Genomic DNA, 13,249 nt, shown 5'->3' on the forward strand with positions numbered 1-13,249 from the left:
TATCTCTCAAAACTAACTACAAATTGGCCGTTAGCGAGAAACTAACGGCCAATTATTTTTTTAGGGCGATCGCCCGTAAGTATAAATGCTGGGAACGCGATCGAATCAGGCTAGCTCGCCGCCTTCGTCACTGCCGCCGGGAGATGATTTGTAAAGAGCATCTAATTGTTCGCGCGCGTCTTGGACAGTCAGCGAACGCATCACTAATAGCGGTTCGTTAACAATATTTCCGTATTCGTCTAACAGTTCTGGATGGGGCACGGCTTGAGAGCGAGGATAGGATGCGTAGCGATTATTTGCCCTGAATTGTTGGGGGCGCTGGGACTCCATACCTACGGTGACTAGACTGCGGATTAAGTTACTGACGGCCAAAAAGGCAAGAACGGTGAAAGCTAAAATATAAAGCAGGTGTAACATTATTTTCTCCTCCGGGCTCTGATAGCCACACAGCAATTTACAAAAGTGTTTCAGCAAGTATTGACACTCCCGGGCGTAAACGCGGGGATTCTTGGTTCACTGACATACCTTTAAACTATTCATCCCTTCGGCAATATTTAAACCAAAAACCCGTCCAATTGAACGAAGCTTCGAGCCTAATTTGAATAGTCCCAGAGGGCTTGTCTCCCCAAGCGTTAAGGGATTATTCCCTTTGTTTCCGTATGCCCTACGGTACATCTAACTACTAAGATTTTGAGTTTTCTGGTATGGGTGCACGATGGCTACCCTAGCTATGTTTTTGTGGTTTTCGCCACCCACGAGACATTATTGTTTCCTAGCCAGTCGTTTTGGGTTTGGTTATCCATTTGTGCTAGCGGTTATTCTACCTGTATCTATTTGTAGTATAGGGTACTATTTGGGAAACTTTTAGAACTTTTTGGAAATAAAAACTTCCTAAAACGACGGGGTTTTAAACCCTATTTTCTGATAACTTATTAACTGGAAATCTGTTTGAGCTTGTCAAGTGGACGCGACATTTCCCAAGGTTGGGAATTTGACTGCGGGTTGAACTTGAACTTGCCTTTTTATTTTCCAGGGCGAGCTGACTGCTCTTTCCGAAAGCGCGCCGATACTTGCCAGCATTCGGCGAGCAGTCTATGCCACGGCATGAGTGCTGCGGTTTCAATTGCAACTTGCCCTCCGGTTGCTTGAAATAGAGCTTTAGCCGCGCCTACTTCTTGCTGAGCCTGTTTGACTCGCGCCAGCAAGTCGGATTGATCGTCGCCGCTCAGAAAATGAATTTCCTCAGTTTCTAAGAGAGTAGCCGATCGCTCGAACCAGTATTTAAAATCCTCTAACAGCGGTTCCAGTAGGGATTTGAGCAATTCTGATTCTGGCAAATTGGAGTTAAGCATTGATTAAAATTGGGTTATTTATCTATTCTAACCTTAAATGTACTTTACAAACTGTAACATTTTTTTTAACAAAAATTCAATAATTTCACAAAAATTAGCAGGTGAGTCAGTCCTGGACGCAACTGTCACATTAAAGGTATAAGGTACGTAGTTGCGCTTGGGCGCTCTTTCATATATCAAAGAAAGAGCGCCCAAGCGCAACTACGTACCTAAAAATTAAATTATTGTAGGGTGCGTCAGCGGGCTGAATGTAACTACCCCAGACTAAAGACTTTGCCCCGCTGACGCACCCTACGGTTAGTTAGCACTCCTGTAACAGTTCCCCAGCCGGAAGTCGGCGCTTGCTGTCCCAACCTGAGTAATATAGAAGCAAGTGCAACTAAATTAATTGATAATTCAGCCGATGTCTAGCTCAGAATCCATGAACGCTCCAGAAGAGTCCGTTAAGATAGAGTTGCTCCGCACGAGTGAGTCGGAACAACTAAAAAAAATTCGCCACACCACATCCCACGTTATGGCGATGGCGGTACAGAAATTATTTCCCAAGGCCCAAGTCACAATCGGCCCTTGGATTGAAAATGGTTTTTATTACGATTTTGATTGTCCAGAACCTTTTACCGAAAAGGATCTCAAGGCAATCAAAAAAGAAATGATCAAAATCATTAACCGCAAATTGCCTGTAATTCGGGAAGAAGTCAGCCGCGAGGAAGCGGAACGGCGCATCAAGGAGATCGACGAACCTTACAAATTAGAAATTTTGGCAGGTTTGATCGAACCGATTACTCTTTACCATTTGGGTGACGAATGGTGGGATTTGTGCGCTGGGCCCCATTTGGATAATACCAGTGAAATCAATGGCAGGGCGATCGAGCTCGAAAGCCTAGCAGGAGCATATTGGCGCGGCGACGAAACCAAAGCTCAATTGCAGCGAATTTACGGCACAGCTTGGGAAACTCCCGAACAATTGGAAGCCTACAAACACCGCAAAGCAGAAGCCCTAAGGCGAGATCACCGCAAACTCGGCAAAGAATTAGGCTTGTTTATTTTTGCCGATCCAGTCGGCCCAGGCTTGCCTTTGTGGACGCCCAAAGGCACTATTTTGAGAAGTATTTTAGAAGACTTCTTGAAACAAGAACAAATCAAACGTGGCTATCTACAAGTTGTGACTCCCCACATCGCCAGAGTCGATTTATTCAAAATCTCTGGACATTGGCAGAAATACAAAGAAGATATGTTTCCGCTGATGGCAGAAAATGCAGAAGCGGCGGCAAACGAACAGGGTTTTGTAATGAAACCCATGAATTGCCCTTTCCACATTCAAATTTACAAAAGCGAACTGCGTTCCTATCGGGAATTGCCGATGCGTTTAGCAGAATTCGGCACAGTTTACCGCTACGAACAATCGGGAGAATTGGGCGGTTTAACCAGAGTGCGCGGCTTTACGGTGGATGATTCCCACTTGTTTGTCACGCCGGAACAGTTGGATGCTGAATTCTTGAGTGTGGTCGATTTAATTCTGTCAGTATTCAAGAGTCTGCAACTGAAAAACTTTAAGGCGCGTTTGAGTTTCCGCGATCCAGAAAATTTAGATAAATACATCGGTTCCGATGAAGCTTGGGAAAAAGCGCAAGGTGCCATCCGCCGCGCGGTGGAAACTTTGGGAATGAATTATTTTGAGGGAATTGGGGAGGCGGCTTTTTACGGGCCGAAACTCGATTTTATTTTCCAAGATGTGTTGGATAGAGAATGGCAATTAGGAACTGTTCAGGTAGATTACAATTTGCCAGAACGTTTTGATTTGCAATACGTTGCTGAAGACGGCACTCGCCAGCGTCCGGTGATGATTCACCGCGCTCCTTTTGGTTCTTTGGAGCGTTTGATCGGGATTTTGATCGAACAGTATGCGGGGGATTTTCCGATATGGTTAGCGCCGATTCAGGTGCGGTTGTTGCCTGTCAGCGAGGAGTTTTTGCCGTTTGCTAAGGAAGTGGAGGCGAAGATGAAGGCGCTGAATATTCGCGCGGAAGTTGAGAGTAGCGAACGTTTGGGTAAGTTGATTCGCAATGCTGAGAAGGATAAAATTCCGGTGATGTGTGTTGTGGGTGCTAAGGAGGTTGAGGCGAATAGTTTGAATATTCGGACTCGTGCTTCTGGGGAGTTGGGGGCGATTTCGGTTGATGAGGCGATCGCAAGGTTGCAGTCTGCTATTAGTAATTACGGGGATTTTTAGGGGAGTTTAACCGCAGAGGTCGGCGGATTAACGCAGATTAACGCAGATGATAGCTTGATATTGTCTGCGTTTTTATAATTCATTAGCTAAAATAGTAGAATTAGGTAAGTTAACAGGAGTTAAATCAATGGCTAATCCATTTCCGGGGATGAATCCTTATTTAGAAAGTCCTGGCTTTTGGAGTTCTGTTCATAATAGGTTGATAGTGGCAATAGCCGATTGGTTAACTCCGCAACTACTGCCTAAATATTTAGTAGATATCGAACAAAGAATTTATCAAATCAGTGGCGAAGATGCTTTACTAATTGGCATTCCCGATGTCACAATACAGCAGACACCGACTCGAAGAACCGAGAGTGATTCTAATGTTGCTGTCGCCGCTCCACCCGCCAAATCTTTGAAGGTAACAATACCTTTACCGCTGGAATTAAAAGAAACTTATTTACAGGTAGTCGAAATAGAAACTAAACAGGTAGTCACGGTAATTGAAGTGCTGTCACCCGCCAACAAACGTCCTGGTAAAGGGCGCGAAATGTACGAAAAAAAGCGAGAAAAGGTGTTTGGTAGTTGCAGTCATCTGGTAGAGATTGACTTGCTGCGAAGTTACCAACCTCTACCAGTTTTTGGCAATGAGATTGAGGCAAGTTATCGAATTTTGGTGAGTCGGGCAAATCAAAAGCCTTTGGGGGATTTGTATCTTTTCAATTTACCCGATACAATTCCTTGTTTTCCGTTGCCTTTGCGTGCAGGTGATGTTGAGCCGATCGTAGATTTGCAGGCGTTGTTGAATATAGTGTACGATCGCGCCGCCTATGATTTTAGAATCGATTATACCGCCGAACCCGTGCCGCCGCTTGCCGAACCGGATGCTGTTTGGGCTGATGCTTGGTTGCGGGAGATGGGAGTGAGAGGTTGATAACAGTGGTAGTTCGCATTAAAATCAAAGAAACCGGGTTTTTGGCAGTTTCTGGATGGTGTATCGATATTCAAAGGAAAAACCCGGTTTCTAGCCACCCCTGCATAAGTCCTAAGTAAGTCAATCAACAGGAGTTAAATCAATGCCTAATACATTTCCAGGGATGAATCCTTATTTAGAAAGCCCTGACTTTTGGTCAGAAGTACATAATAGGCTGATCGTAGCGATCGCAGATGTTTTAGTTCCCCAACTGGTGCCGAGGTATCGAGTGGCTATTGAAAAGCGAATTTATGAAATTAAGGGAGAACAATCGCTGTTAGTTGGGATTCCTGATGTTTCGATCCAGCACAATCCGATTCCTAGAAATTCAAGTACATCTAATGTAGCTGTCGCCACACGAACTACTGAACCTTTGAAAGTAAGATTAGCGATGTATGAGGAGGTGAAACAAGGATATTTGGAGGTGATAGATATGGCGACCAAGGAAGTTGTGACAGTAATTGAGGTGCTTTTACACGCTAATAAACCATCTGGAAAAGGGCGTGAAATGTATGAGAAAAAGCGGGATAAGGTGTTGGGAAGTCGGACTAATTTTGTGGAGATTGACTTGTTGCGGGGTTGGGAACCTCTCCCGGTTTTTGACAATGACAATGCAGCGAGTTATAGAATTTTGGTGAGTCGGAGCAATGAAAGACCGATCGCCGATTTATACTTATTTAATCTACCAGATGCGATCCCTTGTTTTCCGTTGCCTTTGCGCGCAGGCGATGTGGAACCAATGGTAGATTTACAGGCGCTGTTGAATACAGTGTACGATCGCGCCGCCTATGACATTACCCTCGATTATACGGCCCAGTTAGTCCCTGCACTTTCAGAATCCGATGCTGTTTGGGCCGATTCTCTGCTGCGCGAAACCAGCCTCCTGCCATCCGAAAGCTAAAAAAATCTACACAAAACGTTACAAATTTGTTAACATCGTGGCGAGTCTGTCCTCCGCAGCCTCTGGTGTTAACCTTCTAAAATAACCGCTATGACTCAACCTCCCTCGCCAACAACCTCCGAAGAATCCGCCCCCGAAACCCCGATCGCCCCGACAAACAATGCACCTCCACCGAGTTATGTCAAGCTAGCCATGCGGAATATGGTTCGCAAGCGGGCGACTTCTCTGTTTCATTTTGCTTTGACGGCGGCTGGACTTTTGGGTATACTCGTCGGTTTGGCTTTTCTCGATCGCTATTTCAACTCTTAGAATACCGATTGAAACCGCGTCGATACAGACACTCACGCACTCTAAGAGCGGGTTAAATACCGGGGGGTTCGATCCGATCGTGCGATCGACCCATTGCAATCTTGAACAGATTATTGTAATCTTCCTGCTAAAAGCAAAAAGTCGATTAGCCCGCCCAATTTTCACTTATCAAAAAATTCAATACATCCCTTGACAAAAGAACCAAAAAATGATAATTGAGGTGAACGTCGAAGACTGTTATGGGTTCGCCGACGCTGACAACCTCCCGGAGAATCAACCCAGCGGGGAGATTGCCGCCCAAACCTGGGAAAATTGGTTTAGCGTTTGGCTAGAAAACCAGCAAGCAGATGTGCCAGAAGCCCCCGGCTACGAAGTCAGTCTGCGTTTAACCGCCGATGCCGATATCCAAGCCCTCAACGCCCAGTACCGTCAACAAGATCGATCGACCGATGTACTAGCTTTCGCCGCATTAGAGGTAGACTGTCCTCAAAGAGAGGAAATGCAGTCATCCGAACCCCTATACTTGGGTGATATCATCATCTCGATCGACACAGCGAAGCGACAAGCCCAGCAGCAAGGACATTCCCTAAAGACTGAACTAGCTTGGCTCGCATCCCACGGTTTTTTGCATCTTTTGGGCTGGGATCACCCGGATGAGGAAAGTCTGACTCAAATGCTCGATCGACAAGAAACACTGCTGCGCGCGATCGGACTTGAGATCCAAACAGCATAACTGACGTTGATGGTGACTTAACCAATCATGTCAACCCAAACATAACTTTCTGAAATCATACCAAAACTTTAGTAAAAACTTAGGAAAGTTAACTAGACTTGATGAAGGAAATTTTCAAAGTCTAGCTTTCGTTAATCTCTGTAACTTAAAGTTGGTTGTTTATGCCACTAGATCAACCGTCAATTTCATCAAACATCCCACCGTTTGCGATCGTGCCTCCAGATTCTGCCATGCCTACAGTCCACGAGCCGAAAAAAGCCTTGAAATACAAGCGAGAGCTTTCCTGGAAAATCGCATCTAGTTTAGCTACGAGTTTTCGGTATGCTTGGGGTGGGCTAACCTATGCTTTTGAAACTCAGCGCAATTTTCGGATTCACACTGTTATAGGAACTTTGGCGATCGGACTCGGACTATTTTTGCACCTCAAACCTGTAGAAATATCAGTGATCGGCGTCACAATTGGTATAGTTTTAGCAATGGAATTGTTGAACACGGCGATCGAATCAGTGGTAGACTTAACCGTCGGGCAATCTTACCACGAACTCGCCAAAATTGCCAAAGACTGCGCTGCCGGAGCCGTTCTGGTATCCGCAATGGCTGCGGCCATTGTCGCTGCTGCACTGCTGCTTCCTCCGTTATGGGTAGTTGTTCAAATTGCGATCGTCCGTTAGTAAACTTGATTGGGCAAGCTAAATTTTAGGTTTTAGATGACCAACTTGAGATTTTTGGTTTTATTCCTACATATTGGAGCTATTTTAATCTTGGGCATCTATCTAAAATATTCCAACTCTTGCATTCAGGCAGCGAGTCAATCTAAAATCTAAAATCTAAAACCTAAAATCCAATTTAACCCGTGATTATAGTCATCGATAACTACGACAGTTTTACATACAATTTGGTACAGTATCTAGGAGAACTCGGTGCTGAGTTGCCCGTAGCAAAAGAAGTCCAAGTCTACCGCAACGATCAAATTTATTTAGAAGATATTCGCCGATTGCAACCCGCAGCAGTAGTAATTTCTCCAGGCCCAGGGCGGCCGGAAGATGCGGGGATTTCTCTGAAATTGATCGAAGAATTGGGGCCGACTCTACCAATTTTAGGCGTGTGTCTCGGACATCAAAGTATTGGTCAAGTATTCGGTGGCAAAATTGTTTCCGCACCGATATTGATGCACGGCAAAACTTCTCAGGTAGAACACGCAGGAGTCGGAGTTTTTGTAGGTGTAGAATCGCCGATGATTGCAACTCGCTATCACAGTTTGGTAATTGAAAAAGAGAGTTGTCCAGAAGTTTTGGAAGTTACGGCTTGGGTGGAAGATGGCACGATTATGGGCGTGCGTCATCGGGAATATCCACACATTGAAGGCGTACAGTTTCATCCGGAAAGTATTTTGACTACTTCGGGAAAGCAATTATTGCGGAATTTTTTGGAACGGCTTTAAGAAGAAGGAAGAAGGAAGAAGGAAGAAGGAAGAAGGAAGAAGGGAGAAAGACATACATACACACTCAGCTTGAATGCGAGCCGTATTTTACGTTTAATCAAGTGGATTTGCTTATGTTGAGAGTTGAGTTTTTCTGGATTTGTAGAGTAGGCAATGGGAACCTTACGGGAAAACTCGATCGCACATTTCGCACCTGGCGGCATTTTGTGATATAACAACAAACGACCAACACCCGATAACCGCAACCAAAAAGATGAAACGGCGACAATTAATAAGTTACGCACAGACGGGTTTGCTAGCGGCTTTCTTCACTGGTTTGCCATCTGGATGGGAAAGCTATCAAGCTCAAACTGCTGGTTCTTTGTCGGTTCAGTGGTTAGGGCACACTTGCTTCTTGTTTGCCGGTGGCGGTGCGAGGGTGCTGGTGAATCCTTTTCGCCCCCTGGGCTGTACGGCAGGCTATCGTTCTCCTAAAGTCCCCACAGATTTGATTCTGATTAGCAGCAGATTGCTTGATGAAGGGGCGGTAGACGGATTTTCGGGCAATCCCGGCCTTTTGTACGAACCGGGCACTTATAGGTCTAACGGGCTCAGGATTCAAGGGATTCGGACGCAGAAAGACCGTGAAGGAGGAAGGCGGTTTGGGGTGAATGTGGCTTGGCTCTGGCAGCAAGCCGGTGTTAAGATTTTACACTTGGGCGGAGTCGCTGGCCCGATCGGCATTGAAGAACAAATCTTAATCGGGCGGCCGGATATTTTGCTAATTCCCGTGGGCGGAGGGCCGAAAGCTTACACTCCGGCGGAAGCGAAGCAAACTGTGCAACTGCTCAAACCGAAAATGGTGATTCCCACACACTTCAAAACCCAAGCCGCCGATGCTGCTGCGTGCGATTTACTATCGCTAGATGAATTCTTGGGCCTAATGGATGGTACATCGATACGCCGATCGAATAACGACACGATTTCGGTCAAATCTGCTGACTTACCGCAAACAGGTTCGGTGATTGAGGTTTTGAGTTACAGATTTAGCGGTTGAGCTTCTTTTTACCTGAGCTTGCGCTATAGTAAGGGAGTTTTAGTCGATCGACAATCCCAGCTCATTTTATCTCTACCGAGTGCCTTTGGCAACCTTACCTTTTGCGGAAATTTGGCTAACATAACAATTCACGTTCACCGTTTTATTGTCATAAGGAAAAGCAAGCACAATGAAAAATCAAAATTTACCTAGCTGGATGAAACAACTCACAGGTTTCGCAGGAGTAATCGGCGCTAGTGCGTTGATTGGTTTCCCCGCTTGGGCTCACATCAACTCCAGCACAACTGTTAGCAATACAACACCAACTCAACAAGTTGCAGGAAATGTGAAAATTGCTGCTTCACCAGCACCAACAGCCTCACCGAAATCAACCACTTCACCAGCACCAACAGCCGCTACTAAGGATATTGTCGCTATTGCATCTGGCGACGCTCAATTTAAGACATTGACTAAAGCCTTGACAGCCGCAGATTTAGTTAAAACCCTCCAAGGAAAAGGCCCTTTCACTGTTTTTGCACCGACAGACGCGGCATTTGCTGCTGTGCCAAAAGCAACTTTGGATGATTTGCTCAAACCAGCAAATAAAGCCAAACTTGTTAAGGTTTTGACTTACCACGTTGTTTCTGGTTCAGTTTTATCTACCAGCCTCAAATCCGGCGATGTTAAAAGTGTGGAAGGCGGCTCGCTGAAGGTGGTAGTTGCCGCAGGCAAAGTTACTGTTAGCGGCGCTAATGTTGTGAAAGCTGACATCAAAGCTAGCAACGGCGTTATTCACGTAATTGACAAAGTTTTGATCCCTGCTGATGCGAAGTAGGACGAGCATTTTGGGTCTCAAATGATTTCAAATTAGGTACGTTGTTGGGCTTAAGCCCTCTTTGATCTACAGGTATAAAGGAGGCTCAACCCCAACAACGTACCTTTATTTATTAATATCACAGTAATCCAAACGTATTGGGATAGATTACAATAGTGTCGGCAACATGAGAGTAAAAGTTGACCCCTTGCCTAACTCGCTATTAACAGTAATTTCTCCCCCCAGCATCTCAGAGTATTTCTGCGCTATAGCCAAACCCAAACCCGTACCTCCGTACTTGCGGGTAGTCGAAGCATCAGCTTGCGTAAAAGGTTGAAATAACTTTTCTAGCTGTTCCGGAGTCATCCCAATTCCCGTATCAGTACAATTAAAAATTAACTCTTCAACATCCCAACTATTCTCGTCATTTTGATTTTTTTTAACGCTGAGTGTAACAATCCCTTGCTGAGTAAACTTCGCTGCATTGCTGAGCAAATTAAATAAAATTTGAGTTAACTTAGTTTTATCGGAATGCAATTGGCCAATATTAGGATCGCATTCAACATTCAGGCGATTGTTGTTTCGGAAAAATAACGGCTCAACAGTTTTTACTACATCTTTAATTGTCTCGAATACGTCAAAAGTTTCTAATTCAAGTTCCCCGTGACCTGCTTCAATCTTCGACAAATCCAGAATATCATTAATCAATCCGAGTAAATGGTTGCCTGCATTGTGAATTCTTTCCAAATCCGACACAAAGTCTTCTTCGCCAATATCTAAAGCATCTTCTTGCAGAATCTCGCTGTAACCGATAATCGCATTCAGAGGAGTTCGCAGTTCGTGGCTCATGTTAGCCAAAAACTGACTTTTCGCGAAATTAGCTGCTTCTGCTGCTTCCTTGGCTTTGTAAAGTTCTGCCTCGGCTTGCAAGCGGTCGGTTACGTCGTGAGCCAGCACTAATTCAGCATTTCTGCTGTCAAATATCAGGGTATAAGAAGTAATTTCTACATCAATAATTGTGCCGTTTTTTGTCTGGTGCTGCCACACACCCCCAAAATCAATTCCGGCATCTACTTGGGATATATCTTCTAGCAATCTGGACAGTTCTTGGCGCGGACGAATATCCGCAACGGTCATGTTGAGAAATTCGTGGCGAGTGTACCCGTAGTGCTCTACAGCAGCGTGATTGACGGCTATAAATTCCAGAGTTTCTAAGTCGTAAACCCACATCGGATGGGGGTTGTTTTTAAACAAAAGTCTGTAGCGTTCTTCCGAGGCTCGGAGTTCGGCTTCGGCTTGCTTGCGCTCGGTAATGTCGCGGATAACAGTGCAAATAATCTCGCGGCCGCCGTAGGAAATCAGGCTGGCGCTTACTTCCACATCCACGCAGGAACCGTCTCGGCGGCGGTAGAGAACTTCGCCAATTCTGAGTTGTTTCTCTCTTAGCAGGAACAGGATATTTCGGTCAACTAGGTCTTTGGAATAGGCGACGATATCGTAAACACTCAGTTGCGAAATTGCATCAAGACTGTAATCGAGCAAGTTTCTAAAGGCTGTATTGGCTTCTAAAATGCGTTTGGTTTGAGCGTCCCACAGGAAAATGCAGTCTGTAGCTTGCTCGACTACGGCTTGGTAGCGGGCTTTTTCCTCAAGTTGTTCGCTTTCGGCGATCGCGATCGTCCCGAGCATTCCATTGATAGTATGGGCAAGGTCGGCCAACTCGTCTGCGCCCGTGACCGGCAGTCGCACCGAGAGGTCTTGGCTGCTGCTGACGCGGTTAACTGCTTTCGCCAAACTGCTCAACCGAGACAGCACCAAACGCTCAATCAGCAGCAGAGTGCAGCCGATAAATCCTATTCCCGCTAACCCTACAGACACCAGCAGGTACATTAAACTGGTTTGACCTTGGCGGTAGATTTCTCTGGGCATATCCACCCGTAGAAGTAGCGCCGGTCGATCGTAAATATCCCGGATCAAAGCATAACCTGCCATCAAATCTTCGCTGACAGGACGCACAAAAATCGGTTTTTTTCCCGACAGTTTGTGTCGCGCTTTCAGAAAGTCAGCCGGTAAATGAGCTTCATTAACGCTGTGTACAATCAGCGGCAACCGAGTAATTTTAGAAAGCTTCTCAATGCCCGCAGCATCGAAATTGCGCCCGAATACCAGCGTGCCCCGAATCGGGCCGGTGCTTTTTGTAGTGAGAATTGGCCGGGAAGTAATCAGTATCGGCCCTGAGGGCAGCAGCAGGACACCAGCGAGGCTGCTTTTGGCGTTGGGGTGCTGCAACAGCGGGTCGTTGAGAGAAATATGCTCTTTTAATGCTTCTGGAACAGGCGTTAGTTTCATCTTGTCGCTGTCTAAACCCGTACCGTAAACTATTTTGCCAGAAGTATTGACAAATATGGCTAGATGAACTCTCAAATTATTCAGCCCTTCTGGAACTAAATTCGAGGCAATGAATTCTGAGTTGCGGTTTTGGATAAAAGTGTAGGTGTCATCCCACGCAGACCAGTCAGCAAAGCGCGAGTTGAAGTCGTCTGCGGTTTGCCCGAACACGCTGAGCACTCCCTTGACAACCTGTGTGGCTTCTTGTTCCTCTGCTTTGACAAGGCTGCCCAAAAGGATGCTGGAGGAGGCTGCATAGAGAATGCCAGTCAGTCCAGCGATGGTAATGCCAACTATTGATAGTGTTTTCCGACGCAGTTTCATCTTGCCGAGTGTGTGATGTCCGTCTGAAATTCTCAACTCAGGAGCAATTTTACTGCTGTTTCCTGAATCCTGGCTGCTGGCGCTGCACCAGTCTCCCGAGAGGGAGTATTGTAGGGTGCCCCGTAGCCTCACATTTTCTCGGATATTTCCAGTTTCTTGTGTGACGCACTCTACTGCTGCCTTGTTAAGGAGTATACAACTAACATCCGCTAACTTCAGGCATGGGGATGAGACCTGGGTTTTTGTTAAACAAGATTTTCGCCAAACGGGAAAAGCCTCTTAGAAATTAGGTTGGGTTGAGGCACTCGTACCGAACAAATAGGTTTTAGCTTCGCTTTACCAAAAACTTGGGTTTAAAGCCCCGTCCTTCTAGGACGGCTTTGTGTTAGATTTTTAACGTAGCGAGTTCCTACGTAAGATGTTCGTTCTAGAATTCAAGGCGATCGGCAAATTAAATCAGTACGCAGCAATAGACGAAGCAGTCAGAACTGCTCAATTCGTTCGGAATAAGTGCATCCGTTTTTGGATCGACAACCGAGGAGTAGGGCAAAAAGACTTGTACCGTCACAGCACTGCGCTCAGAGAAGAGTTTGCTTTTGTCAAAGACTTGAATTCTAGTGCTTGCCAAGCCTCTGTGGAAAGGGCTTATTCTGCCATTGCTCGGTTCTACGACAACTGCAAGAAAGCTGTTCCCGGAAAGAAAGGTTATCCGACTTTCAAGAAAAACAGTCGCTCAGTTGAGTATAAAGTCAGCGGCTGGAAACTCTCAGAAACTCGGAAGCAAATC

Annotated in this window: 12 protein-coding genes and 1 pseudogene; 10 read left to right on the plus strand and 3 right to left on the minus strand. The window is 45.7% G+C overall.

The window, feature by feature from the left end; genetic code table 11:
• Nucleotides 1-105: 105 nt before the first annotated feature.
• Entirely contained in the window at nucleotides 106-417 is a 312-nt protein-coding gene (locus JGK11_RS25810; RefSeq protein ID WP_293148252.1) for a DUF2973 domain-containing protein, read from the minus strand.
• Between the two features lie 605 nt (nucleotides 418-1,022).
• Nucleotides 1,023-1,352: a DUF2605 domain-containing protein gene (locus JGK11_RS25815; RefSeq protein WP_293182843.1), complete on the minus strand. Its 330-nt coding sequence runs from the start codon at nucleotides 1,350-1,352 to the stop codon at nucleotides 1,023-1,025.
• Nucleotides 1,353-1,755: 403 nt separating this feature from the next.
• Between JGK11_RS25815 and thrS the strand changes: the two genes are divergently transcribed.
• The 9 genes from thrS to JGK11_RS25860 all read left to right on the plus strand — a co-directional run bounded on the left by thrS (nucleotide 1,756) and on the right by JGK11_RS25860 (nucleotide 9,771).
• Nucleotides 1,756-3,582, plus strand: coding sequence for a threonine--tRNA ligase (thrS, locus tag JGK11_RS25820; protein WP_293213379.1), 1,827 nt, complete (start codon nucleotides 1,756-1,758; stop codon nucleotides 3,580-3,582).
• Between the two features lie 127 nt (nucleotides 3,583-3,709).
• The gene (locus tag JGK11_RS25825) at nucleotides 3,710-4,498 is read left to right on the plus strand and encodes a DUF4058 family protein (protein ID WP_293182839.1); all 789 of its coding nucleotides are present in this window, start codon (nucleotides 3,710-3,712) and stop codon (nucleotides 4,496-4,498) included.
• A 142-nt stretch (nucleotides 4,499-4,640) separates the two neighbouring features.
• Nucleotides 4,641-5,438, plus strand: coding sequence for a DUF4058 family protein (locus tag JGK11_RS25830; RefSeq protein ID WP_293191331.1), 798 nt, complete (start codon nucleotides 4,641-4,643; stop codon nucleotides 5,436-5,438).
• Nucleotides 5,439-5,528: 90 nt separating this feature from the next.
• On the plus strand, nucleotides 5,529-5,747 hold the full coding sequence (locus JGK11_RS25835) for a DUF3285 domain-containing protein (protein ID WP_293182835.1): 219 nt from the start codon (nucleotides 5,529-5,531) through the stop codon (nucleotides 5,745-5,747).
• Nucleotides 5,748-5,955: 208 nt separating this feature from the next.
• Nucleotides 5,956-6,480, plus strand: coding sequence for an rRNA maturation RNase YbeY (gene ybeY / locus JGK11_RS25840; RefSeq protein ID WP_293182833.1), 525 nt, complete (start codon nucleotides 5,956-5,958; stop codon nucleotides 6,478-6,480).
• A gap of 161 nt (nucleotides 6,481-6,641) precedes the next feature.
• The gene (locus JGK11_RS25845; RefSeq protein ID WP_293182831.1) at nucleotides 6,642-7,151 is read left to right on the plus strand and encodes a diacylglycerol kinase family protein; all 510 of its coding nucleotides are present in this window, start codon (nucleotides 6,642-6,644) and stop codon (nucleotides 7,149-7,151) included.
• Between the two features lie 182 nt (nucleotides 7,152-7,333).
• Nucleotides 7,334-7,921, plus strand: coding sequence for an aminodeoxychorismate/anthranilate synthase component II (locus JGK11_RS25850; protein WP_293182829.1), 588 nt, complete (start codon nucleotides 7,334-7,336; stop codon nucleotides 7,919-7,921).
• A 253-nt stretch (nucleotides 7,922-8,174) separates the two neighbouring features.
• Nucleotides 8,175-8,957, plus strand: a complete 783-nt coding sequence (locus JGK11_RS25855) for an MBL fold metallo-hydrolase (protein ID WP_293182827.1) — start codon at nucleotides 8,175-8,177, stop codon at nucleotides 8,955-8,957.
• Between the two features lie 169 nt (nucleotides 8,958-9,126).
• A complete protein-coding gene (locus JGK11_RS25860; RefSeq protein WP_293182825.1) occupies nucleotides 9,127-9,771 on the plus strand; it encodes a fasciclin domain-containing protein in 645 nt (214 codons plus the stop codon).
• Nucleotides 9,772-9,918: 147 nt separating this feature from the next.
• Here JGK11_RS25860 and JGK11_RS25865 read toward each other — a convergent pair whose 3' ends face one another.
• Nucleotides 9,919-12,594: a CHASE4 domain-containing protein gene (locus tag JGK11_RS25865; RefSeq protein ID WP_293182823.1), complete on the minus strand. Its 2,676-nt coding sequence runs from the start codon at nucleotides 12,592-12,594 to the stop codon at nucleotides 9,919-9,921.
• A gap of 286 nt (nucleotides 12,595-12,880) precedes the next feature.
• Here JGK11_RS25865 and JGK11_RS25870 point away from each other — a divergent pair.
• Nucleotides 12,881-13,249: pseudogene (locus JGK11_RS25870) on the plus strand (RNA-guided endonuclease TnpB family protein); the annotation flags it as partial.

The sequence above is a fragment of the Microcoleus sp. PH2017_34_RAT_O_A genome (genome assembly GCF_020737885.1).
In the GTDB taxonomy this organism is placed as follows: domain Bacteria; phylum Cyanobacteriota; class Cyanobacteriia; order Cyanobacteriales; family Microcoleaceae; genus Microcoleus.

Coding starts and splice junctions, on each gene's coding strand:
- JGK11_RS25810 (WP_293148252.1), bottom strand. CDS start 417: ATGTTACACCTGCTTTATATTTTAGCTTTCACCGTTCTTGCCTTTTTG.
- JGK11_RS25815 (WP_293182843.1), bottom strand. CDS start 1,352: ATGCTTAACTCCAATTTGCCAGAATCAGAATTGCTCAAATCCCTACTG.
- thrS (WP_293213379.1), top strand. CDS start 1,756: ATGTCTAGCTCAGAATCCATGAACGCTCCAGAAGAGTCCGTTAAGATA.
- JGK11_RS25825 (WP_293182839.1), top strand. CDS start 3,710: ATGGCTAATCCATTTCCGGGGATGAATCCTTATTTAGAAAGTCCTGGC.
- JGK11_RS25830 (WP_293191331.1), top strand. CDS start 4,641: ATGCCTAATACATTTCCAGGGATGAATCCTTATTTAGAAAGCCCTGAC.
- JGK11_RS25835 (WP_293182835.1), top strand. CDS start 5,529: ATGACTCAACCTCCCTCGCCAACAACCTCCGAAGAATCCGCCCCCGAA.
- ybeY (WP_293182833.1), top strand. CDS start 5,956: ATGATAATTGAGGTGAACGTCGAAGACTGTTATGGGTTCGCCGACGCT.
- JGK11_RS25845 (WP_293182831.1), top strand. CDS start 6,642: ATGCCACTAGATCAACCGTCAATTTCATCAAACATCCCACCGTTTGCG.
- JGK11_RS25855 (WP_293182827.1), top strand. CDS start 8,175: ATGAAACGGCGACAATTAATAAGTTACGCACAGACGGGTTTGCTAGCG.
- JGK11_RS25860 (WP_293182825.1), top strand. CDS start 9,127: ATGAAAAATCAAAATTTACCTAGCTGGATGAAACAACTCACAGGTTTC.